Genomic DNA, 22870 nt, shown 5'->3' with positions numbered 1-22870 from the left:
TCCTGACGGGGAACCAAATCCGCGGAGATACGTTCAGAAATTAATGTAACAGATTGATGAAGAATGAAGGTGAAATTCGCACTGACGTTTCTGTGATTTGAAACCATGCCTATAGTCCTGAAAAATCCGAACAGGACTGTAATCAAAGGGACTTTGTGATGCTGGTAAAAAATTGGAATCCTCGGCGTATGATCGCAAGCGGGATGTTCGTGGCCGCAATGATGGCGGCTCCGTTTGTGGGTGCAATGTCCGTTCGCGCACAGGACGTCACGCAGGAAAAAGTCGTGATTGCCCATCGCGGGGCGTCGGGATATCTGCCCGAACATACTTTGCCAGCCAAGGCACTGGCCTATGGCATGGGGGCCGATTACATCGAACAGGATGTGGTTCTGTCAAAGGACGGCGTGCCGGTGATCCTGCATGACATTCATCTGGATACCACGACCGATGTTGCAACCAAGTTCCCGGATCGCAAGCGCGAAGACGGGCGTTACTACGTCATTGATTTCACACTGGCCGAGCTTAAATCCCTGACTGTGACCGAACGGTTCAAGGCCGATACCGGCAAACAGGTTTATGAAGATCGTTTCCCCGGTGATTTCGGAATGTTCAAAATCCCGACGCTTGAAGAAGAGATCAAGCTTATCCAGGGGCTTAATCGTTCGACCGGGCGTGATGTCGGTATCTATCCCGAAATCAAGGACCCGGCATTCCACCGCGCCGAAGGGCAGGATATTTCCAAGACCGTGATCACGGTTCTGGAACAGTGGGGCTATAACAATCCGGCGTCGAATGCGTTTGTGCAATGCTTTGACTGGGCCGAAACCAAGCGCATCCGTAACGAACTGAAGTATCAGGGCAAGATGGTTCAGCTTTTGGGTGAAAACCGCTGGGGCGCGCCAGAGGGCACGGATTACGATTATCTGAAATCGGCCGAAGGTGTGGTTGAAATGGCAACCGTTGTCGACGGCATCGGACCGTGGCTGCCGCAAGTCATCGAAGGGTTAAGTGCCAATGGGACGGCGATCATGACCCCGACCCTGATTGCCGCCCAGCGCGCGCAACTTTTGGTCCATCCCTATACCTTGCGCGCCGATCAGTTGCCGAAATGGGCGGGGGATATGGATATTGCCCTGAAGGCGATCTTTGATGATGCGGGTATCAACGGCATTTTCACCGATTTTCCGGATCAGGCTGTGCAGTTTTTGGCGAACAATCCGGCGTCATAACCGCGATTTTATCGTTTTGCGCAGCAATCTGTTTCCAATCTGATCGTTATCAGAGGCAAGCAGGTAAGTCATTATTGCACTTCGCAATTTTCAACCAAGGAGGCTGATATGGCAAAGGTACTGGTTCTTTATTATTCGATGTATGGGCACATCGAAACCATGGCAAATGCAGTTGCCGAAGGCGCACGCGGTGTTGCCGGAACCCAGGTCGATGTCAAACGCGTACCCGAAATCATGCCCGAAGATGTTGCCAAGGCAGCTGGTGCCAAGCTTGATCAGGCAGCCCCGATTGCGGCTGTTTCCGATCTTGCGGAATATGATGCCATCATCTTTGGTGTGCCGACCCGCTTTGGCAATATGTCGGCCCAGATGCGCAACTTCTTTGATCAGACCGGTGGTCTTTGGGCCAAGGGTGCGCTGATTGGTAAAATCGGTTCTGTCTTTGCATCGACCGGCACCCAGCATGGCGGTCAGGAAACCACCATCACCTCGACCCATACGACGCTTTTGCATCACGGCATGGTGATTGTCGGTGTACCCTATAGCTGTGCGGGGCTGACCAATATGGATGAAATTACCGGTGGTTCGCCCTATGGCGCGACGACCCTTGCCGGTGCTGACGGATCGCGTCAGCCGTCCGAGAACGAGCTTGATATTGCGCGCTTCCAGGGCAAACACGTTGCCGAACTGGCCGCAAAGCTTGCCGGCTGATCCAGCCGTCATCCATTAAGATCAAAGGCAGTGTCAGGGACCTGACACTGCCTTTTTTGTTGCGTTTCGGGAAACAATCAGGTGCCTGATTGTGCCTTGTTTGGCGACAGTTTTGTGGCACATTAGAACCCATAAAATTCCGCCCGGCACAAGGTGTCGGCCAGATCAGGAGAATGATGATGTCAGATCAGATCGCAAATATACGCGGTGTTGCGCGGGTTCTGCGCGCCATGGATACATCCGATGGTGCGGGTGTGTCGCTGAAACGGTCCATCGGAACGCCGCAGCTTGATATGCTTGATCCGTTCCTGATGCTTGATTCCATTTCAACCGATAATGCCGATGACTATATTGCCGGTTTCCCCGAACATCCGCATCGCGGGTTTGAAACTGTGACCTATATGGTTGAAGGTGCGATGGGGCACGAAGACAGCATTGGTTCCAAAGGCGTGCTTCGATCCGGTGGTGTGCAGTGGATGACTGCAGGAAGCGGCATCATCCATTCCGAAACCCCGATGCAGGAAGATGGTCTTTTGCAGGGGTTCCAGCTTTGGATCAATTTGCCCGCCAAGGACAAGATGATTGATCCGCGCTATCAGAATATCGAAGCACCGGACGTTCCCGAGATTTCCGTATCCGAGGGCGCAGACCTTCGTCTGGTTGCCGGTGAAATGTTTGGCAAGGTTGGTCCGATCAACGGGATTTCCACCAACCCGGTCTTTGTGGATGCCAAGCTTGACGCAGGCAAGGAAGTCACCATTCCGGTGCCCGAGGGCCATGCAGCGGTGGTTTATGTGTTTATCGGTGATGCGGTTGTTGCGGGCAAAGATGTCCCGACCCATCATCTGGCAATCCTTGATGACGGGGATGGTGTGACCCTGCGCGGTGGCAAGAATGGTGGCCGGATGTTGGTGATTGCGGCGCGCCCGATCCATGAACAGGTTGTCCGGTACGGCCCGTTTGTCATGAGCAGCAAACAGGAGCTGATGCAGGCCTTCGATGATTATCAGCGCGGTAACTTCGTGCGCAAGGCAGCGTCCTGATCGCTTGTTGACCTCGCGAAAGCGATACATCAATCACCCCGGTCGGAAATGGCCGGGGTGATTTGTATAAGGCTAAAGAATAGTTCGGCCAATTGATCTATGCCCTTGAAAGTGCTGCCCCGTTGTCCAAGTTTTAAACTAAGGACAAAGAAGGGATCGCTGTCAGAATGTTCAAGTCGCTACAGCGCGCATCTGGATGGGTTTTGGTGCTGTTGGCCAGCATGTTTGTGACGTCTGCCGAGGCGCAAGATATCCGCGTTGTGACCGGCGACGAGTTCCCGCCTTTTGCCGACCGGCAACTCGAAAATGGCGGATTGGCAACCGACATCGTGCGCAGGGTTTTCAAAAGTGTCGGGCACGAGAATGTCGTTATTGCCTGGCGTTCCTGGCTTAAGGGTTACGAGATGACGGTGGACGGGGAAGTCGACGGGACTTTTCCCTATGCCTTTACCCGGACGCGCGGCAAGGCAGTGCTGTATTCCGATCCGATCACCAGCCTGAAGGCATATGGATGGTTCTTGAAGTCGCGTTCTTCCTTTGATGCCAACCTTGATCTGATCGGCAAGAATCTGTGTCTGCCACTGGGGCATGCGGAGCTTGGCTATACCGGAAAACTGTTTGGTAACGGTCAGGCAAAAAGGGTCGCCCCACCGGATATGAAAACCTGTTTCCAGCTGCTGGCGGCAGGGCGGGTTGACAGTGTCATCAGTCCGCGGCCCGAGGCGGTTAATTCAATAGCAGCCGCCGGTCTTTCAAATGATGATTTTGGCCATATCCCCGAAGCCCTGTCTGATCAGCCATTGCATTTCATTGTCGGGAAAAGAAACCCGCGGGCCGAACAAATCATTGCCCAGTTCAATAGCGGCCTGAAACACCTTCGCGAAAGCGGGGAGCTGTCGACGATGCTTGACGGGATTGACTACTGATCGGAACAGCTGGTTCCTTGATCTTGAAATAACAAAAGGCCCAAGCCGGTTTCGGCGGGGCCTTTTGCATATCATGTGATGGATCAGATCACTTTTCGGCGGTTGTTTTGGCGGCAACCTCGTCTTCAACCACCCAACCCTTGTCGGTTCGACAGGCCGATTTGATTTGCTGGCTGGTTCGGTTATGGGATGAAAGTTCCTGACGATAGGTGCGGCACCAGTTGCCCTTGTCGGTCTTGAATGTTTTTAACGGTGTGACCGATATCCCCAGGGACGAAACCCGGGTTTTATCGGCATCGCCGGAATTGTTGTTTTCAAGCGCTGTCTGTACGGTTTGGGCAAGTTGATCACGGGCCTTTTTCGGGATCTTTGTTGGCGCCGGGCCATAGGTCATCAGGGATTCACTATGATCGCTGCCCGAATTCCATGACCGGTCGCGCTTGACGTAAAAACCGATTTCGGGCGCGTACCACCATTTGGTGGTCTGCATCCACCATTGCCCGTAATACCGGGAACATTCGATCACATAGGTATCAAAGGTCCCGGCGGGGACTTCGATGCGTTCGGTCGCAGGCACCTTGCAAGTCAGCCACTGGTCATAGCTGTTGACCTTCCCGGTGTCGGGATCAATGTTTTCCGACTTGGTCGAAACCCGAACCATCTTGTCATATTCAAGTGGCCACAGGGATTGCGAACCATCCTTGATGCTTGCGGTGCCCGACCGTTTGCGGTCTTCCTTGTCGGTATAGGACCATTCCAGATTGGGGCCGGTGAAATCCGCACCGGTTTCAAAGCGATAATCACCACCACCATTCCAGACAAAGTTATCGCCGCTGATTTTTTCGACATAGATGGCGCGACCGCTGTCAAAGACAAAGGCATCACCAACCCCGAAATCGGGGAGGGTGGCGGGCGCCAGGTCGGGACCGGTATTCTCGGTCTTTTCGGCATATTGCCCCATGCCGTCATTCAGTTCATTCAGCTTGGCACCAAAATCGTCAAGGGTCTGACAGGCCCCCAATAATGCAAGGCCCAAAAAGCATGAAAGCGCCCCGAAGTGACGCGAAAGGGTCGGCATCTTCATAGTCCTGATCCTGCTTATTCTTTTTGGTCGATGTTTGCGTCGTGTTTTTTATCGTGTCGTTCAGCATTACAGATTGGGACGAAGCCCCACCTTCGTCCCAACCCGGTATTTACAATTTATGATCTGGGGTTGGCGGCTCCAGATCGGGCAGATCAACGCCCGGAATCAGGCGATACACCGTTTCCCATTGTCCTTCACCGGTACGGCATGCCCGCCCGTAGAAACCTGTGTCACTGCCCGTTACCGGATCACCGGCAAAACTCACCTGATATTCGCGGCAGAACCGCCCGCCCTGACGGAAGGTGCGCAGTGGTTCGATCAAGGTGTCCGAACCGCTCTTCTGATCGGCACCAAGAGCAACATGACGGATTTCGCCGCTTAGTGTTTTTTCCAAGGTCAGGCTGATTTCCTGATCAAGAACCGGATTGCCGATGGGGGAAAAGGCCGCCATCTGTGCAGTACCTTGCGGTCCGCTTGCCTGCGGGTCGCTGGCAAGGTTTTCGTTAAACCAGTTACCACCAACGAATGCGATCAGGACGGCGGCGGCGGCGCCGATGCCGGTCCAGATTGCGTTATTGTTGTTCGCAGCACGCGGTGCCGGATGCACATTGCCTGCATCATGCACGGTGTTACGTTTTTCAACCGGCTTCTGATCAAGGATATCCTGGATGCTTTTGCACAGCTCCGGATAGACGTGATCATCAAGAAGGCGATTGGACTGATTGCGCAAAACAACGGCTTGTCCGGCCATGATGTTGAACTGGCGGGTCAGAACCGGGCAATTGGCAATGCGGTCTTCAAGCTTGCGGCACTCGGTCGGGACGAGTTCACCGTCGATATAGGCCGACAACAAGATGTAATCCTGTTCCTTGAGTTCAGTAGTCATGGCGAACCTCTTTGGATGCCGTCATTATTTGTCAGGTTGCTATCATCGTCATGCAGGGCGGCAAGTATCTTGCGGGCCCGTGCAACGCGGCTCATCACGGTTCCATCGGGAACGCCCAGAATGTCGCCAGCTTCGCGATAGCTGTATCCTTCAATCAAAACCAGTGTCAGGGCAGCACGCTGGTCTTCGACCAGCGATGCCATGGCTGCTTGCAAGAAGACCCGGTCTGTTCCGCCATGTCTTTGCATGGGCATGACGGTATCGCGGGCATCTTCAAACGAAATGACGTTGCCGCGTCTTTGGTCGCGGCGTTTCTCATCGATCCAGCTTGTCTGGATGATGCGATACAGCCAACTGTCAAGCCGTGTGCCCGGTTCAAACTGATCAATCCGTTCGACCGCCTTGATATAGGCGGTCTGTACCAGATCTTCTGCGGCGACTGCATCGCGGGTCAGAGATCGGGCAAAACGCATGGCACGCGGTAGCAGTTCGGTCAATTCTGAGCGAAGTGCGGTGTCCAAACCAAATGTCCCATTCTGATTTTGTGGGTTCTATTGTGTGGATAACGCGCGCGCGTGGCTGTTTCTTCCGTCACAGATGAAAAAAAAATATTTGGAAATTATTCGCTGGGGTGCGGAAGAAATTGTTCAACCGGTGCGTTGTCCCTGCAAACAATGCGAAATCCCGGACAATGGACTGGAGCTTAAAGATGACGATCGAAATGAAAAAATCACTTCGCACCAAGATTGTGACGGCCGGAATTCTTGGTTTTGGCGCTTTTGCGCTGATTGCCACACCGGTCTCTTTTGATCTCTCGAAAATGGATCTGACCGATAACGCAGCCTTTGCGCAAGGTAACGGCAATGGCGGTGGTAACGGTAACGGTGGTGGAAACGGTGGCGGAAACGGTGGCGGAAACGGCAACGGTAATTCCGGTGGCAATGGCGGTGGTAACGGCAATGGTAATGGTGGCGGAAATGGCAACGGCAATAGTGCCGACGGTCCGGGCAACAGCGCTGCTGCACGATCCAATGCGAAAAGCCTCGGGCTGCAGTCCAACGGTCTGGGACGCAGTGCGGCTGAAACCGACGAAGGTGAAGAAGGCGAGGAAGGTGACGTTGGTGGAAAATCCATGCCGCGTGGCATCACCAATGCGCCGGGCCTTGCCGGTGCCCTTCCGCCCGGCATCCAGCGCGTCTTTGGCGCACCGGCTGGTCCTGATGTTGATCCTGATATCGAACAGGAAATCATTACCCATGGCTGGAAAGAGCTGACCCGTCCGGACGCTGGTGATGATGTCGATACGCCAGACGATGGTGAGCCGGACACTGGTGATACGGGCGATACAGGCGACACTGGCGACACTGGCGACACTGGCGACACAGGTGACACTGGGGATGCGGGCGACACCGGGGATACCGGGGATACCGGGGATACCGGCGATACCGGCGATACGGGTGACACTGGGGATACCGGCGATACAGGTGACACTGGCGACACTGGCGACACTGGCGACACCGGAGATACAGGTGACGCAGGTGATACCGGTGACACCGGAGATACTGGCGAAACTGCCGCATAAGAATCCCACTCAAGGCAGCTGATCCTGCTTTGATCGCCGCGGTCTCCACCCAGACCGCAGGTAACTGGAAACCCCGTTCGGTCCCCCGCCGGCGGGGTTCTTTTTGTGCGGATTTCGGACAGGGTATCAAAATGCGCCGACAAAGAAAAAGCCCCCGCCGAATAAGCGGCGAGGGCTTCTTTGATTGGCGAAACTGCCAGTCTGATCAGATGGATCAGGCCATTGCAGCTTTCAGACCTTCGTCCAGTTTGTCGAGGAACTGGGTGGTGGTCAGCCATTTCTGGTTCGGGCCGATCAGCAGTGCCAAATCCTTGGTCATGAAGCCGGCTTCGACGGTGTCGACGCAAACTTTTTCAAGGGTTTCAGCAAACTTGACGACTTCCGGGGTACCATCGAACTCGCCACGGTACTTAAGACCCTGGGTCCAGGCAAAGATCGACGCAATCGGGTTGGTCGAGGTTTCTTTGCCCTGCTGGTGCTGACGGTAGTGACGGGTAACGGTGCCGTGTGCAGCTTCTGCTTCAACGGTCTGCCCATCCGGGGTCATCAGAACAGAGGTCATCAGACCGAGCGAACCAAAGCCCTGTGCAACGGTGTCAGACTGAACGTCGCCGTCATAGTTCTTACAAGCCCAAACGAAACCACCGTTCCATTTCATCGCACATGCAACCATGTCGTCGATCAGGCGGTGTTCGTAGGTGATGCCTGCTGCTTCGAACTTGTCTTTGAATTCGGTCTGGAAGACTTCTTCGAACAGGTCCTTGAAGCGGCCGTCATAGGCTTTCATGATGGTGTTCTTGGTCGACAGGTAAACCGGCCAACCGAGCGACAGACCATAGTTCATGCAAGCACGTGCAAAGCCTTTGATCGAATCATCAAGGTTGTACATCGACATTGCAACGCCCGAAGACGGGAAGTCGAAGACTTCGTGTTCGATGGCTTCGCCGCCGTCTGCCGGCTGGAACTTGATGGTCAGCTTGCCTGCGCCCGGAACTTTGAAGTCGGTCGCACGGTACTGGTCACCAAATGCGTGACGGCCAATAACGATCGGCTGGGTCCAACCCGGAACCAGACGCGGAACGTTGTTGCAGATGATCGGCTGACGGAAAACGGTACCGCCGATGATGTTGCGGATGGTGCCGTTCGGCGACTTCCACATTTTCTTCAGGCTGAATTCTTCAACGCGCTGCTCATCCGGGGTGATGGTTGCGCATTTGACGCCGACGCGGTGTTCCTTGATGGCGTTTGCCGCATCAATGGTGATCTGGTCATCGGTCTCGTCACGTTTCTGAACCGAAAGATCGTAGTATTTCAGGTCAACGTCGAGATACGGAAGGATCAGTTTGTTTTTAATGAAGTCCCAGATGATCCGGGTCATTTCATCGCCGTCAAGTTCGACGATCGGATTCTTAACTTGAATCTTGCTCATAGAATACTCCCTTGCTGGCCGCGGCCGGAATACAGCGCGGCTGCCATTCAAGATGGTTAGATCTTTGTCTTCCGGCGCGCGAGGGAGCGCCCTGGCCGCGTCGGGAGCCCGCAACATACAGGAAGCCACCAGAAAATCAAAGAGGGCGACGCAACATCATTCTTTTCTTTATTTAAATCGCGGATTTCTGTGCCGCGGCAGCCGGTTTTACGGGTGTTTTATGGTCGGAAAAAGCATATGTTTGCCCGTGATTTACGCAGGTCTTTGCGAAAAATCGAAACTGCCGATCAGCATAATGTGATCCTTTTGAATTTCGTCCTTCCTGTGATCAGGATCAAGGAAAGTGACATTTAAACGGATCTAAACTGGTTGCGTTAAGGGAAACAGACGAAGACTCCGGTAATCACAATTTCCAGATAACAAAGGGGAACGAGATGAGCATGACCACCGAAAATACCGTGATCCTCATCGTGTGTATCATCGGCTTTTGTCTGTTGGGGTTTGGCTTTAATAACCGGAATCAGGGTTGGGGCGTTGCCATGATGTGGATTGGCGTTGTCACCATGCTGGGTCCGATTGCCTATCGCCTTTTGACCCTGTTCTGATCAGGGCACCAACAGACAGCAAAACGGGGTCGGGGGATTTGCGTTTTGCTGTTTGGGGTGGCTTTACGGATCGGGGACGTCCCTAGTCCATCTTTTCCGGATCAAGACCATAACCGCGCAGGAACATATCGACCGCGGCGATCACATGGGCATGTAAATCCTGTGCCTGTGGTTCCCACCCCATATAGGTCATCTGGCGAAAGTCATAATCGGCCTTAAGCAGGCTGGTGAAAAAGACCGCTGCCTGTTTGGGGTCGTTTTGCGGGAATTTTCCTTCGGCCATCTGGCGTTCGAAATAGGATGTGATGATCCGGCGTCCGGTCATCAGGCCGCTTTCGTAAAATACCTGTCCCAGTTTCGGGAAGCGCGGAACTTCTGCCAGAAACAGACGCATATAACGAATGGTATCGGGCATGGTCAGAAGCGTCATCAGGGTTTCGCCGAAATGAATCAGCGCTGCCCGCAACGGAAGCTGTGTCAGTTCAAGATCGGCCATGATCGATGTGACACGACCCGTACAGTTACGAATGACAGCTTCGAAAACGCCATCCTTGTTGCCGAACAATTCATAAATTGTCCGTCGTGACCCACCGGCTTCGGCCGTGATCATTTCCAGTGTCGTGCCCGCAAGTCCATGTTCGCAAAACAATTCCCGCGCAGCTTCAATCATGGCGTCGCGCCGTTTCAGTGTTCTGGGATCAATTTTTTTCGGATCGGACAAAAGAATTCTTCCAATTCAGGACTTGACGGTTGGTACTGATTGGTACCATAAAGGCACAAATGGTACTGATCAATACCAAAAGGATGAAACAAGGCTATGAGTGTGAAGAAAATCATTCTGCCCCTGGTCGCGCTGGCGGCAATCGGTGGCGGCGGATATTACGGGTTCCACTGGGTGACCGAGGGTCAGTACTTTGAAAGTACCGACAACGCCTATTTGCAGGCGGACGAGGTTGCCATTTCCCCCAAGGTATCGGGTTATGTTGGCGAGCTGGCGGTTGTTGAAAACCAGTCGGTTCACAAGGGCGATTTGTTGCTGACCATCAAGGACGAGGATTACCGTCTTGAAGTCGCACAGGCGACCGCGACGCTTGATGCGCGCCAGTCGGCTGTCACCACGATGGATGAACAGATCATTTTGCAGGAAGCCGCCATCGAGCAGGCCGAAGCAAATGTGCGCATCGCCAAGGTCGAGCTTGACCGCACGACCGAAGACTTCCAGCGTTATGACGATCTGGTCAAAAAGGGTGCTGCAAGTCGTCAGAAGTTTGACTATGCCAAGGCCGACCGTCAGAAAGCACAAGCACAGGTGGCGTCCGCCAATGCGACCCTTGCGGTCGAAAAAGGCCGTCTTGGTGTTCTGCGCGCACAGAAAATCGAAGCACAGCGCGCCGTCAGTCAGGCAATCGCCGCCCGTGATCTTGCGATGCAGGCACTTGAAGATACCAAAATCCATGCCCCCTTTGATGGCGTGATTGGTAACCGTTCGGTTCAGACCGGCGCACTTGTTCAGCCCGGTGAACAGCTTTTGGTTCTGGTGCCGCTGCCTGGCGTTTATGTCGTCGCCAATTTCAAGGAAACCCAGATCGAACATATGGCCCATGGCCAAAAGGTTCGGGTGACTGTTGATGCGTTCCCCAATGCCGACATTACCGGCCAGGTCGAAAGCTTTGCCCCGGCAACCGGTGCCCAGTTCAGTCTGTTGCCGCCGGAAAACGCAACGGGCAACTTCACCAAGATCACCCAGCGCGTGCCGATCCGCATTTCGCTTGATGACAGCAAATGGGCAGCAGCCCTGCGTCCGGGTCTTTCGGTCGTGGTGGATGTCGATACCCGCGATGCCGACGGTGCGCAACATATTGCCGGTTCGGGATTGGCGCAGAACTTTGTTCCGGCCAAGGAAGTCTCGGAGCTTAACTGATGAGCAATTCCGCAACCAGCGCCCCAACAAGCCCATCGGCACCGCACGCCATGCCCGCACCGGGCGGGCATGTTGATCGTGCCCAGTTCATTGGCTGGGTGGCGATGGTTGTCGGTATGTTTCTGGCGATCCTTGATATTCAGATCGTAGCAAGTTCGCTTGAAAACATTCAGGCCGGACTTTCGGCAAGCCCGGATGAAATCGGCTGGGTGCAGACCAGTTATCTGATTGCCGAAGTGGTGATGATCCCGCTTTCGGGTTTTCTGTCGCGGCTGATGTCAACGCGCTGGCTGTTTGTGATTTCGGCCATCGGGTTTACCGTGATGTCGATTGCATCGGCCTTTGCCTGGTCGATTGAAAGCATGATCTGGTTCCGTGCCGCCCAAGGGTTCCTTGGCGGGGCGATGATCCCGACCGTGTTTGCGACAACCTATATCATTTTCCCGCCGGAAAAGCGCAATACGGCCTCGGTCATGATCGGTTTGATCGCGACCATGGCCCCGACAATCGGCCCGACACTTGGCGGATTTCTGACCCAATCCCTGTCATGGCACTGGCTGTTTCTGATCAACGTTGTGCCCGGTCTTCTGATTGCCTGTGTGGTTGCCATGACCCTGCGTGTCGACAAAGGCGATCGATCCCTGCTTAAGGGCTTTGACCTTGCCGGTCTGCTTGCCATGGCGGTGTTTCTGGGCAGTCTTGAATATGTTCTGGATGAAGGTCCGAAAGACGACTGGTTTGATGAAACAGCGATCCTTTACGGGACGATTGTTTGTATCATTGCGGGCATCTATTTCTTTTGGCGGATGTTTACCTACGACAAGCCGATTGTTGATCTGAAATCCTTCTCTGATCGCAACTTTACCATGGGCTGTGTCTTCAGCTTTACGCTTGGTATCGGGCTTTATGGCAGTGTGTATATCATGCCGCTGATGCTTAGCCGTGTGCGCGGCTATGACAGTCTGGAAATCGGCATGATCATGGCCGTGACCGGGATTGCCCAGTTCCTGTCGGCTCCGATTGCCGGGAAGATGACGGCGAAATATCCGCCGCGCGTGGTTCTCGGCATTGGATTGGCGCTGTTTGCGACCGGCCTTGCCATGCATGGTTTTAACAACAGCGAAGTATCGTTCAACGAGCTGATCCTGCCGCAGATCGTGCGTGGTGCGGCTTTGATGTTCTGCATGTTGCCGGTCACCAATCTGGCGCTTGGCACCTTGCCGCCCGAAAAGATCAAGAATGCCAGCGGGCTTTATAACCTGATGCGCAACCTTGGCGGGGCGATTGGCATGGCGGCGATCAACACGCTTTTGGACAAGCGCATTGATTACCATTTCTCGTTACTGTCCGAGCATATCAATCCGGCCAGCACGGCCTTCAAGGATTATCTGGCAACCATGATGGCGCGCTATTCGGAAATGGGCATTGCCGATCCGCATGCCGCCGCGATGAAATTCATCGTAAATCTGGTCAATCGCGAAGCATCGATGATTTCGTTTAACGACATCTATCTGGCGATGGCGGCTGCGTTCTTTGTTGCCTTGCTGCTGTTGCCTTTGGCCCGTCCGCCGCGTGCAATGGCAGGCGGTGGCGGCGGCGGACACTGATCGATAAAGGGTACGTGACACAGACACAGAAACAGGCCGCACACTCATCCCCCGACCCCGCGAGCTTTTTCCCGCTCGAGTGCGGCTTGGCCGGTCCCCGTTTTCGGGGGCCGGCATTTTTATGACCGGTATGTGTCTTAAGGGCGTTCGTTTCTTATTTTGTTCAATTTCAGGTGGTTGTGCGGTATTATGGGTGAACCATAAAAAAACGCTCCACAGGAAATGGACACAGTCCAGAGGCATAATCGAATTTTCTGACGTCACCGTTTGACGCCAATCTTCCTTGTCGTCGTTATGGCCGTTCTGTTCCTGAAGGAAAACCAAAGAACTGCCCCGTCATTTGCCGGGGCGGGTTAGGGATGTGGTCCTTTCTGTGCTTTGCACATGCCCGGATACAAGGAGCAGACGATGAAGCGATTTCTATTCACTGCATTATTGACCTGTTCGGTTGCTGGAATGGCATCTGCCGTTGCAGCACAGGACAATTCAACAGCCGAGCGCCCCAATATTCTTGTGATCTGGGGCGATGATATTGGATGGCAGAACGTATCTGCCTATGGGCTTGGTACGATGGGCTATACCACGCCCAATATTGACCGTGTTGCCAATGAAGGCATCAGATTTACCGACCATTACGCGCAGCCAAGCTGTACGGCGGGGCGCGCGGCCTTTATCACCGGGCAATATCCGATCCGTTCGGGCATGACCACGGTCGGGCAGCCGGGTGCGGCACTTGGTCTGCAAAAAGAATCCCCGACGCTGGCCGAACTTTTAAAGGAAGAAGGCTATCGCACCGGCCAGTTTGGCAAAAACCATCTGGGTGATCGCAACGAGCATTTGCCGACGGTGCATGGTTTTGACGAGTTCTTTGGCAATCTTTATCACCTGAACACGCAGGAAGAAGCCGAACAGCGCGATTATCAGCGCTTTGCCAAAGAATATGCCGGTTCGCTTGAAGAATATGACAAACGTTTCGGTACGCGCGGCGTCTTGCACAGCTTTGCCACCAAAGATGACAACAGCACGGTTGATCCGCGCTTTGGCCGTGTCGGCAAACAAATGATCGAAGATACCGGTCCGCTGACCCAGGAACGCATGAAGGAATTTGACAGCGCCGAGGTCATCCCGGCTGCCATGAACTTCATGACGGCGGCAAAGGATGCCAAAGAGCCGTTCTTTGTCTGGCTTAATACCAGCCGTATGCATCTTTATACCCGTCTTGATGACAAATGGCGTTATGCGGCCGAGGAATATACATCCGAGGCCGACTATCATGGCAGCGGTATGCTCCAACATGACCATGACATCGGCATGGTGCTTGACTGGCTGGAACAGCAAGGTTTGGCTGACAATACCATCGTCTGGTATTCGACCGACAATGGTCCGGAACATGCATCCTGGCCGCATGGCGCAACCACGCCGTTCCGCGGCGAGAAAATGACCACCTATGAAGGCGGTGTGCGCGTGCCGTCCATGATCCGCTGGCCGGGGCATTTGCAGTCGGGCAAAACACTGAATGGTATTCAGGGGCATCAGGATATGTTCACATCCCTTGCTGCCGCGGCCGGGATTGAAGATGCACCCAAGCGCGTGATGGAAGAAAAGAACCAGTATATCGACGGGGTGAACAACCTGCCTTACTGGGAAGGCGAAACCAATAAATCGGCGCGAAATCACATCTTCTATTACTTCGAAAGCCAGCTGACAGCGGTGCGTGTCGGTCCGTGGAAAATGCATTTTGCGACCAAGGAAGACTACTACGACAATATGACGCCGCGGAACTTCCCGAAGATGTTCAACCTTCGAATGGATCCGTTCGAAAGTTATGACAGCATTGATTCTTATGGTCACCTTGCCCAAAAGGTTTCCTGGCTGATGCAGCCGTTGGGCGTGATGATCAACGAACATCTTCAGACCCTGGCCAAATATCCCCCGGTTCAGGGTGGGGCTACGTTTGACATGTCAAATATGGTCGAAGAATTCCTTCAAAAGGGACATGAATAACGTGGGCATACGGATAAAATTTGGGACGCTCGGCCTTTTGGGCCGGGCAGTTCCCGCGATGATTGCCGTGCAGTTTACCTCAATAGTGGCAATGGCCGCCGATAAACCGATGCCGGAATTTGTCGATCTGGCTGGCGGGACTTTCATGATGGGTGATATCCGTCATTACCGCGAAGAAATATCGGTCCATAAGGTAACCGTATCGCCCTTTGCGATCAGCAAGACCGAAATTACCAATGCGCAATTTTCCGCTTTTGTGAAGGAAACCGGCTATATCACGTCGGTTGAACGGCCCCTTGATCCGGCGAAATATCCCGGCATTCCCGATGAACTTCTAAAAGCCGGATCGATGGTCTTTGCCCAGCCGGAGGGGGCTGTTGATATGGGTGATTTGCGCAACTGGTGGACATATGTCGCCGGTGCGGACTGGCGTCATCCGGCGGGCCCGCAAAGTTCGATTGACGGGCTTGAAAACCATCCGGTGGTGCAGGTTTCAATCGAAGACGCACGGGCCTATGCCAAATGGGCCGGCGGGCGTCTTTTGACCGAAGCAGAATGGGAATTCGCCGCACGCGGCGGGCTTGAAGGCAAGGATTATGTCTGGGGCGATACTTATGACCCGCTTGAAGGTTGGAAAGCCAATAGCTGGCAGGGGACGTTCCCGCAAACCGATTTGAAGTCGGATGGCTATCACGGGACCGCCCCGGTCGCCAGTTTCGCCGCAAACGGCTATGGGCTTTTTGATATGGCCGGGAATGTTTGGGAACATGTTTCGGATTGGTGGGTGCCCGGTCATCCTGAAACCGATCAGATCGATCCCGATGGTCCGCCAATGATCATGGCAGCTCGATTTGCCAATCCGACGGTTGGGCCCATGACCGTGGTCAAGGGCGGGTCTTGGTTATGTGCGCCGAATTTCTGTCTGCGCTATCGCCCGGCAGCCCGGCAACCATCGGAAAGCAAGATCGGGTCAAACCATATCGGATTTAGAATTGCACGCGATGTGAACTGAATAAAACGGCGTCCTTGCGGGGGCCCTGTCAGACCAATCAAAGGAGACAGCCATGCCTGATTTGCCAAGGATACAGCCAATCCTGACACTGGCGGTTTGTGCGATTGTTGTGCTGTCTTCTGATTTGGCGCGTGCACAGGAAGGCGATGCCGACCTAGCCAAGCAGCTTTCCAACCCGGTGGCCAATTTGATCAGTGTGCCGTTTCAGGCAAACTATGATCATGGTTTCGGTTCCAAGGATGGTAGCAAATATTACGTTAATGTGCAGCCGGTTTTACCGATCAGTCTTACTGAAGACTGGAACCTGATTTCACGTACGATTTTGCCGGTTGTTCATCAAAATGATGTCAGCGGCAATAGCGGTACGGATACCGGGATTGGTGATACGGTCCAAAGCCTGTTCCTGTCACCGGCCGAACCGGGCCCGGGTGGTCTGGTCTGGGGGGTGGGGCCGGTTTTCCTGTTGCCGACCGCATCGGATAACAGTCTTGGTCTGGATCAATGGGGGGCAGGTCCAACCGCGGTTAGCCTGTTTATGAAAGATGGCTGGACGGTCGGGCTTTTGGGCAATCATGTCTGGGGCGCTGATAACGGATTGGTGGCATCGGCGACCAATGCCACCTTCTTGCAGCCCTTTATCAATTACACCACGCCGGACGCCTGGACCTTCGCGCTGAATACTGAAAGCACCTATGACTGGAACGGCGAACAATGGTCGGTGCCGGTCAATGGCATTGTCTCGAAACTGGTCGATGTCGGTGGTCAGAAAATCAGTTTGGGGGCAGGTATCCGTTACTGGATGGATGGTCCTGATGCAGGGCCGGATGGTTGGGGCGCGCGGCTTGTCCTGAGGTTCTTGTTTCCAAAGTAGGGCCGAATTTAACGATCGGGACGAGGGATCTGATCACAGGCAAGAGATAGCGGACATCGAAAATCGGGGGATTTTGACGTGCAGCGATCATCTTTTTTATCGGTATCTGATGGGCGGGGTATCTCAGTATTGGTCAAAACGGGCTTGATGTCATCGAAGCAAAGGCACGCATTTCCTTTGCTTTTTGACGGCAGAGTGTCCCGTGCGTCTTGCATTGGCACCGGATTGAGGAATTTCGTTCGGGTGTGGCGCCACAGGTGCCAAACCCGGAACATGATCATGACCTGTTGATCAGGTCCAGGTTTTGCCGTTCCGAATTTTGATGTTGGGAGTGACATCAAAATCGGCGGTGAAAAGCAGGGGCATTTGACGCCCCATGGGTAACCTCAGTGGTTCAAAAAGACGGTCAAGAAACTGCCGACTGGGTGTTCTGACACTACCAACGGAGTTTGGCGTGATGAAGAGCAACTTCAGAGTAATGACTGGCATGATGACAGGCGTCGCCCTGTCCTGTTTTGTCAGCAGCATGGCTTATGCTGCTGACCCTAAACCTGCGACAGCAATCACAACGGCTGCAAACAAGGCTGTTTTCGATCAGTTGCCGTTCGACAATATGGATGATTTTGAAGACGCAGCGCGCGGATTTATCGCACCGTTGCCCGATAACGGCATCATCAAGGATGCAAACGGCAAAACCGTCTGGGACTTGTCGGAATATCAGTTTGCCAAGGATAAACCGGCACCGGATTCTGTAAATCCAAGCCTGTGGCGTCAGTTGCAATTGATGCTTCAGGGCGGACTTTTTGAAGTGACGCCCCAAATTTATCAGGTTCGCAGTGCCGATCTGACGGGGATTACCTTTATCGAAGGCGATACCGGCGTCACAATCGTTGACCCGATGATCTCGGCCGAGACGGCAAAGGCGGCCCTTGATCTTTATCGGGAACATCGCGGGAACAAGCCGGTCGTCGGTGTAATCTATACCCATAGCCATGTTGACCATTTCGGTGGTGTTCGGGGCATTGTTGACGAAGCAGACGTCAAATCCGGCAAGGTTCATATCGTTGCCCCTGAAGGTTTTGTAGAAGAAGCCGTCAGTGAAAACGTCTTTGCCGGTAACGCCATGAGCCGTCGCGCCACCTATATGTATGGCAACCTTCTGGCCAAAGGGCCGCAAGGCGGGTTGGGAACCGGTCTTGGTCTGGGTACTTCGACGGGTGAAGTAACCCTGATTGAACCAACCGACATCATCATGAAAACCGGGCAGACCCTTGAACTGGATGGATTGACCTATCAGTTCCTGATGGCACCGGGATCCGAAGCCCCGGCGGAAATGCATTTCTATATCAAGGAGCTCAAGGCCCTTTGCACCGCCGAGAATGCGACCCATACCTTGCACAACCTTTATACCTTGCGTGGGGCAAAGGTTCGGAATGCGCGGGCCTGGTCGGGATACTTGCAGCAGACGCTGGAAATATGGGGTGGTCAGGCCGAAGTTCTGTTTGCCCCTCACCACTGGCCAGTCTGGGGCAAGGAAGACATCACCGAACGCCTTAAAAAGCAGCGTGATATCATGAAGTACCTGAATGACCAGACCCTGCGTCTGGCCAATATGGGTTACAACATGGAAGAAGCGGCCGAAATGATCAAAATCCCCGACGAGCTTGCAACCTATTGGGCTGCTCGCGGGTATTATGGTTCTGTCAAACATGACATCAAGGCGGTCTGGAATTTCTATCTTGGCTATTTCGATGGCAATCCGTCACGTCTGGATGCATTGCCACCTGCAGATGCAGGCCCGAAATTTGTTGAATATATGGGTGGTGCCGATGCGGTGATCGAAAAGGCCAAAGTCGACTTTGATGCAGGCAACTATCGTTGGGTGGCGCAGGTCCTTGATAAGGTTGTCATGGCCGAACCTGATAATCAGGAAGCCAAGGACCTTTTGGCGAATGCTCTTGAACAGATGGGCTATCAGGCCGAAAGCGGTCCGTGGCGTAACTTTTATCTCTCGGGTGCCAAGGAACTTCGCAATGGCATCGTCGAGGCCGCAGCCCCCAACACGGCTTCACCGGATGTGATCAAGTCGATGCCGCTTACCATGTTCCTTGATTTCCTTGCTGTGCATGTCAATGGCGACCGTGCAGCAGGCAAGAAGATATTCATGAACTTCACCCTGACCGACACCAAAGAAGCCTATGGCGTTGCTTTGGAGAATGGCGTGCTGAATTACTATAGCTCGACGTTTGATCGTTCAGATGTCTCGCTTAGTGTGGCGCGTGACGATTTCAACGCTGTGATGTTGGGACAAGCAACACTCAAAGATCAGGTTGATGCCGGAACAGCGAAACTTGAAGGCAATGCTGCAAAATTCGACGAGTTCCGCAGCACGCTCGATACATTCGAATTCTGGTGGCCAATCGTAACCCCGAAGGAAGCAATGTAATTGCCTGATACCGGGCCAGACATTTGTTTGGCCCGGTATCTTTTATGATTATTATTGGTTGAATAATTCTAAAATATATTTCGGATTCATTGTGCTAGGATAAGTTGTTCTGAACTGTATCTGTGATGTTGGTCCATGTTTTTGATGAATGTCGAAATGCGACCACTTACGGCTTTGCCAGCAGAAGTGCTGGGCATGCGGGGGCGTGTCAAAACGGGGAAACAGGAATGGGTTCGACTGGAGCGACGGTTAGTCAGTATGTAATTTGCGCATTCGGATTGTTGTTGGCGACCGCATCATTTTCAGATGCAGAGGCGGCAAAATGCGGAACCAGTGGCGGGTTGATCTTTTTGGGAAAGACGGCTGGTGATACGAATTCAGTCTGGTTGTCAGGAACCAGTGCCGGTACGTTCCGTCTGGACGCCAATGGTACGACGAAAGATACATGGGATCAGTCCCGTCGCGGATTGCACCTGACGCTTTCTGATGTGGTTTCATCCGGGAATGGTGGAACGCACCACCTCTATGACAATAGTGGTTCCGGTTGCTTGCTAGACAGTCAGAACCAAAAGGGAGGTGTGAACCTGCCGCCGATTGGCGACCTTTTCCCAGATTTTGTTATGCCGGAGTTACCGGGAGGCGTAACACCTCCGATTGCAACCTTACCTCCAACCGGACTTATGCCAGGATTGCCTCCCGGCTTTGCTCCACCAATTGGAATTCTTCCGCCGCCCGAAGGACTGATGCCCGGACGCCCGCCAATTGGCGGTTTCCAGTTGCCCGAAGGCACAACTCCGCCAATTGCGACATTACCACCAAGTTTGCCCGGAACCGGAAATGGCGTAACACCCCCCATTGGCACGGTTCCGCCACAAGGTGTGATGCCAACAATCCCGGGGGGCGTAACGCCGCCAATTGCGACTTTGCCACCAGGCTTGCCCGGAACCGGAAATGGCGTAACACCCCCCATTGGTACGGTTCCACCGCAAGGTGTGATGCCAACAATCCCGGGGGGAGTGACGCCGCCGATAGCAACATTGCCGCCAAGTTTACCCGGAACCGGAAATGGTGTGACACCCCCTATTGGCACGGTTCCACCGCAAGGTGTGATGCCGACAATTCCCGGGGGGGTAACACCGCCAATAGGAACATTACCCGGTGGGAATGGTGGAACAGGGGGCGGCACTGGTGGCGGCGTCGGAGGCAATACATTGCCTCCGACGATTGTCAGCCCGAACTTGCCTGGTGTTTCCGAAGTTGTTGCAACTACGGAGCTTGCAAAAAATGGCGGGGACTTCCTGCCCAATGACAATTGTGCAGTTCTTGATACAGATGGGCAACTTTACCGGACCGAGAACGGACTTGTTTATACCGCACCTTGTGAGCTGATTCGCAATGGCGGATATCAAGGGGTGACGGTTGCGTCCATCAGCGTGCAGTCCGACGTACCTTTGACGCCCGGACGTGAATTTATCGATGAACCGCTATGGAACTTCTGGTCGGAAACGCGCGGCGTGTATGCCCGAGATCGCCGTCACGATCTTGATAGTACAGGTTTTAGCGGTTCTTTCCTTGCCGGAGCGGACAAAGAGATTGCCGAAGGTACTGTTGCCGGTATTTCTGCATCCTTTGAAAGTAGCACGTCGGAAGGCTTTGACGGCAGTCTGGAGACGCAGGCATTTGGTATGTCGGTTGGCCCATATGTGGCCCATCGCCTGTCGCCGGAATGGGCGGTACAGGGATCGCTTGGTTATATGGTGCTGAACAATGATCTCGATGTGGTGGTTCTGGAGGGAGAATATCTAAGCCATCAACTATCGGCGGCAACCGCGATCAATGGGCAGTATCGTTATGAGGAATGGACGCTGCGACCACGCTTCGGGGTTTCTTATGCTGAAACCTTTGTCGAAGACTATGATCTCAGCGGGACAATTTCGGGGACGCCGGTAAAGGTCAATGTGGGATCGGATCATTTCGGATATGGCGAGGCCGAAATTTCAGGTGAAGCAAGCAAGCTCTTGGTGCTTTCCGACGATCTGATCGGGATGCCATACGGGGAACTCGGTCTGCATTACGCCTTTGAGCGGCCGAATGACGGGCGGATACTGTCTGGTAATCTAACCTATGAAGATACTTCCCCTGTGACAGGATCACTTCGCGGGGGAATGCGCTTTATCTATGATGACAGCATCTATTTTGATGTAGGTGGCGGGTATCTCAGTATCGGCCAGAACGGGTTGAATGTCTGGGAAGCAAAGGCACACATTTCCTTTGCTTTCTGATTGCGACAGTTGACGATACCCCATAATGGAAACGCCCGGGTGGGGCCCCGGGCGTTTCAACCTTTCGGGGGAGACTCCGAAAGGGGACAAGATGCATGTGACGCAGAACGGCCGGGGAAGCCGTATGCGACCGCCATGGGATAGGGCGATACGCATCTTGCAGGGATCGACATCACGCGGGCATCTGGTGAAGACAGGAACGGGGTCAGGCGTCCGGTATTCCAATCAGGCGGCGTTGCCCGGTGTCGGGGCTTGGGCCGCGATTTCTGCCAGTGCCTTGCGCTTGGCTGCATGACGATGCTTCGATACTGTTATCTGAATAATTCCGATCATCACCAGAAGGGAAGAGATCCAGAACACACTGTCGTGGGTGGGCGGTGGCGTAAGGTCAAATTGCGACGCCAGCATTTCAAGCCCCAGCAACACAAAAGGCAGAATGGTGGTCGACAGGATGTATTTTTCGATCCCGGCAACCTTGACCGAACGCAGGGATAAAACCATTGCCGGTCCGCGGAACAATACCCCGATCAGAAGTCCGGCAATCAGGGTTTCGGTGCCAAACAATCCGGCAGTTGAAATATAGGGGATTGGCACCGGGCTGATTACTTCGACAAAGGCCGGTACGATCAGGAAGATTGATGCGTTAATCAGCAACAATACCCCGGTAAAGCGCAGATGCGCCCAGGCATCCTTGATCTGGTTATCGGGGTGAAGTTCGGCCAGAACCGTCGATGCAATCGCGGTGACCTCGGATGCCAGCATCAGAAGGACGGCCGGATTGGAAAAGCCGCCGGGCAGATGCCAGGCCATCCAGACCGCGCCGGAAATCAGGATAGCATGACCAAGCCATTCCGATCGCCCCGGCGTGCGACCAAGGATAAAGGTCGCGGCCAAGGCCGCCATCGGCATGCCGGTTTGTGACAGAATGCCACTTTCCGGCGCACTGATATATAAAAGCGACGCCGTCCATGTCACACCGGTCAAAACCCGCAAGACCCCATAGGCCCAATTGATCGGAAGTGTAAATTGCCGCCACGGAATTTTGCGACCCGGTGACAAAAGCACCAGCGATACGCCCCCGAAAACCAGTTGCCAGCAGGTCATGGCATAGGGATCAATATCAAAGCTGGTCAGGGCAACGCGGTTGCAGACCAGAAGCATCGCCCAGATCAGGGTGGTGCCAAACAGCAGGATCATGACGTGCATATGAAGAAATCACAAAAGTTATGATG

Annotated in this window: 19 protein-coding genes; 13 read left to right on the top strand and 6 right to left on the bottom strand. The window is 53.9% G+C overall.

The annotated features are described in order from the left end of the window. Positions 1–158 precede the first annotated feature (158 nt). The 4 genes from glpQ to TH19_RS07885 all read left to right on the top strand — a co-directional run bounded on the left by glpQ (position 159) and on the right by TH19_RS07885 (position 3909). Entirely contained in the window at positions 159–1229 is a 1071-nt protein-coding gene (gene glpQ, locus TH19_RS07900; protein ID WP_258547867.1) for a glycerophosphodiester phosphodiesterase, read from the top strand. A gap of 108 nt (positions 1230–1337) precedes the next feature. Next, a complete protein-coding gene (wrbA, locus tag TH19_RS07895; RefSeq protein ID WP_114101779.1) occupies positions 1338–1940 on the top strand; it encodes an NAD(P)H:quinone oxidoreductase in 603 nt (200 codons plus the stop codon). Positions 1941–2119: 179 nt separating this feature from the next. Continuing rightward, positions 2120–2983: a pirin family protein gene (locus tag TH19_RS07890; protein ID WP_114101888.1), complete on the top strand. Its 864-nt coding sequence runs from the start codon at positions 2120–2122 to the stop codon at positions 2981–2983. Positions 2984–3150: 167 nt separating this feature from the next. Further along, on the top strand, positions 3151–3909 hold the full coding sequence (locus TH19_RS07885; RefSeq protein ID WP_114101778.1) for a substrate-binding periplasmic protein: 759 nt from the start codon (positions 3151–3153) through the stop codon (positions 3907–3909). 88 nt (positions 3910–3997) lie between these two features. Here TH19_RS07885 and TH19_RS07880 read toward each other — a convergent pair whose 3' ends face one another. The 3 genes from TH19_RS07880 to TH19_RS07870 form a co-directional block, all read right to left on the bottom strand. Further along, on the bottom strand, positions 3998–4993 hold the full coding sequence (locus TH19_RS07880) for a hypothetical protein (protein ID WP_114101777.1): 996 nt from the start codon (positions 4991–4993) through the stop codon (positions 3998–4000). A 109-nt stretch (positions 4994–5102) separates the two neighbouring features. Continuing rightward, positions 5103–5879, bottom strand: a complete 777-nt coding sequence (locus TH19_RS07875; protein WP_114101776.1) for a hypothetical protein — start codon at positions 5877–5879, stop codon at positions 5103–5105. Continuing rightward, a complete protein-coding gene (locus TH19_RS07870) occupies positions 5876–6400 on the bottom strand; it encodes an RNA polymerase sigma factor (protein WP_114101775.1) in 525 nt (174 codons plus the stop codon). Before TH19_RS07870 ends, TH19_RS07875 begins: the two co-directional genes overlap by 4 nt. A 188-nt stretch (positions 6401–6588) precedes the next feature. Here TH19_RS07870 and TH19_RS07865 point away from each other — a divergent pair, with 188 nt between their 5' ends. Then, positions 6589–7461 (top strand): hypothetical protein, encoded by an 873-nt coding sequence (locus tag TH19_RS07865; protein WP_147250733.1) that lies wholly within the window; start codon positions 6589–6591, stop codon positions 7459–7461. A gap of 214 nt (positions 7462–7675) precedes the next feature. Here the strand turns inward: TH19_RS07865 and TH19_RS07860 are convergent, their stop codons facing one another. Continuing rightward, on the bottom strand, positions 7676–8890 hold the full coding sequence (locus tag TH19_RS07860) for an NADP-dependent isocitrate dehydrogenase (RefSeq protein WP_068517514.1): 1215 nt from the start codon (positions 8888–8890) through the stop codon (positions 7676–7678). A gap of 434 nt (positions 8891–9324) precedes the next feature. Here TH19_RS07860 and TH19_RS22710 point away from each other — a divergent pair, with 434 nt between their 5' ends. Then, positions 9325–9495, top strand: coding sequence for a hypothetical protein (locus TH19_RS22710; protein ID WP_181846363.1), 171 nt, complete (start codon positions 9325–9327; stop codon positions 9493–9495). Between the two features lie 82 nt (positions 9496–9577). Here TH19_RS22710 and TH19_RS07855 read toward each other — a convergent pair whose 3' ends face one another. Then, positions 9578–10216: a TetR/AcrR family transcriptional regulator gene (locus TH19_RS07855; RefSeq protein WP_114101774.1), complete on the bottom strand. Its 639-nt coding sequence runs from the start codon at positions 10214–10216 to the stop codon at positions 9578–9580. Between the two features lie 96 nt (positions 10217–10312). Between TH19_RS07855 and TH19_RS07850 the strand changes: the two genes are divergently transcribed. The 7 genes from TH19_RS07850 to TH19_RS07820 all read left to right on the top strand — a co-directional run bounded on the left by TH19_RS07850 (position 10313) and on the right by TH19_RS07820 (position 21638). After that, on the top strand, positions 10313–11416 hold the full coding sequence (locus TH19_RS07850; protein WP_114101773.1) for an HlyD family secretion protein: 1104 nt from the start codon (positions 10313–10315) through the stop codon (positions 11414–11416). Continuing rightward, complete coding sequence (locus tag TH19_RS07845) at positions 11416–13023, top strand: DHA2 family efflux MFS transporter permease subunit (protein WP_309471250.1); 1608 nt, start codon at positions 11416–11418, stop codon at positions 13021–13023. Before TH19_RS07850 ends, TH19_RS07845 begins: the two co-directional genes overlap by 1 nt. Positions 13024–13431: 408 nt before the next feature. Further along, positions 13432–15027, top strand: coding sequence for an arylsulfatase (locus TH19_RS07840; RefSeq protein ID WP_114101772.1), 1596 nt, complete (start codon positions 13432–13434; stop codon positions 15025–15027). A 58-nt stretch (positions 15028–15085) separates the two neighbouring features. Next, positions 15086–16039: a formylglycine-generating enzyme family protein gene (locus TH19_RS07835; RefSeq protein ID WP_220151708.1), complete on the top strand. Its 954-nt coding sequence runs from the start codon at positions 15086–15088 to the stop codon at positions 16037–16039. 52 nt (positions 16040–16091) lie between these two features. Further along, positions 16092–16910, top strand: a complete 819-nt coding sequence (locus TH19_RS07830; RefSeq protein ID WP_114101770.1) for a transporter family protein — start codon at positions 16092–16094, stop codon at positions 16908–16910. 457 nt (positions 16911–17367) lie between these two features. After that, positions 17368–19356, top strand: coding sequence for an alkyl/aryl-sulfatase (locus TH19_RS07825; RefSeq protein ID WP_114101769.1), 1989 nt, complete (start codon positions 17368–17370; stop codon positions 19354–19356). A gap of 227 nt (positions 19357–19583) precedes the next feature. After that, entirely contained in the window at positions 19584–21638 is a 2055-nt protein-coding gene (locus tag TH19_RS07820; RefSeq protein ID WP_147250732.1) for an autotransporter outer membrane beta-barrel domain-containing protein, read from the top strand. Positions 21639–21863: 225 nt separating this feature from the next. Here the strand turns inward: TH19_RS07820 and TH19_RS07815 are convergent, their stop codons facing one another. Then, positions 21864–22844, bottom strand: coding sequence for a DMT family transporter (locus TH19_RS07815; RefSeq protein ID WP_114101767.1), 981 nt, complete (start codon positions 22842–22844; stop codon positions 21864–21866). Positions 22845–22870: the final 26 nt, after the last annotated feature.

It is taken from the genome of Thalassospira profundimaris (genome assembly GCF_003326675.1).
Lineage (GTDB): Bacteria > Pseudomonadota > Alphaproteobacteria > Rhodospirillales > Thalassospiraceae > Thalassospira > Thalassospira aquimaris.
This window is presented reverse-complemented; position numbering and strand designations above follow the sequence as displayed.

Bases quoted from the DNA above. Each gene is read 5' to 3' on its own strand.
- glpQ (WP_258547867.1), top strand. From the start codon at position 159: ATGCTGGTAAAAAATTGGAATCCTCGGCGTATGATCGCAAGCGGGATG.
- TH19_RS07860 (WP_068517514.1), bottom strand. From the start codon at position 8,890: ATGAGCAAGATTCAAGTTAAGAATCCGATCGTCGAACTTGACGGCGAT.
- TH19_RS07880 (WP_114101777.1), bottom strand. From the start codon at position 4,993: ATGAAGATGCCGACCCTTTCGCGTCACTTCGGGGCGCTTTCATGCTTT.
- TH19_RS07875 (WP_114101776.1), bottom strand. From the start codon at position 5,879: ATGACTACTGAACTCAAGGAACAGGATTACATCTTGTTGTCGGCCTAT.
- TH19_RS07850 (WP_114101773.1), top strand. From the start codon at position 10,313: ATGAGTGTGAAGAAAATCATTCTGCCCCTGGTCGCGCTGGCGGCAATC.
- wrbA (WP_114101779.1), top strand. From the start codon at position 1,338: ATGGCAAAGGTACTGGTTCTTTATTATTCGATGTATGGGCACATCGAA.
- TH19_RS07840 (WP_114101772.1), top strand. From the start codon at position 13,432: ATGAAGCGATTTCTATTCACTGCATTATTGACCTGTTCGGTTGCTGGA.
- TH19_RS07845 (WP_309471250.1), top strand. From the start codon at position 11,416: ATGAGCAATTCCGCAACCAGCGCCCCAACAAGCCCATCGGCACCGCAC.
- TH19_RS07885 (WP_114101778.1), top strand. From the start codon at position 3,151: ATGTTCAAGTCGCTACAGCGCGCATCTGGATGGGTTTTGGTGCTGTTG.
- TH19_RS07835 (WP_220151708.1), top strand. From the start codon at position 15,086: ATGATTGCCGTGCAGTTTACCTCAATAGTGGCAATGGCCGCCGATAAA.
- TH19_RS07820 (WP_147250732.1), top strand. From the start codon at position 19,584: ATGGGTTCGACTGGAGCGACGGTTAGTCAGTATGTAATTTGCGCATTC.
- TH19_RS07815 (WP_114101767.1), bottom strand. From the start codon at position 22,844: ATGCACGTCATGATCCTGCTGTTTGGCACCACCCTGATCTGGGCGATG.
- TH19_RS07865 (WP_147250733.1), top strand. From the start codon at position 6,589: ATGACGATCGAAATGAAAAAATCACTTCGCACCAAGATTGTGACGGCC.
- TH19_RS07830 (WP_114101770.1), top strand. From the start codon at position 16,092: ATGCCTGATTTGCCAAGGATACAGCCAATCCTGACACTGGCGGTTTGT.
- TH19_RS07890 (WP_114101888.1), top strand. From the start codon at position 2,120: ATGTCAGATCAGATCGCAAATATACGCGGTGTTGCGCGGGTTCTGCGC.
- TH19_RS22710 (WP_181846363.1), top strand. From the start codon at position 9,325: ATGAGCATGACCACCGAAAATACCGTGATCCTCATCGTGTGTATCATC.
- TH19_RS07825 (WP_114101769.1), top strand. From the start codon at position 17,368: ATGAAGAGCAACTTCAGAGTAATGACTGGCATGATGACAGGCGTCGCC.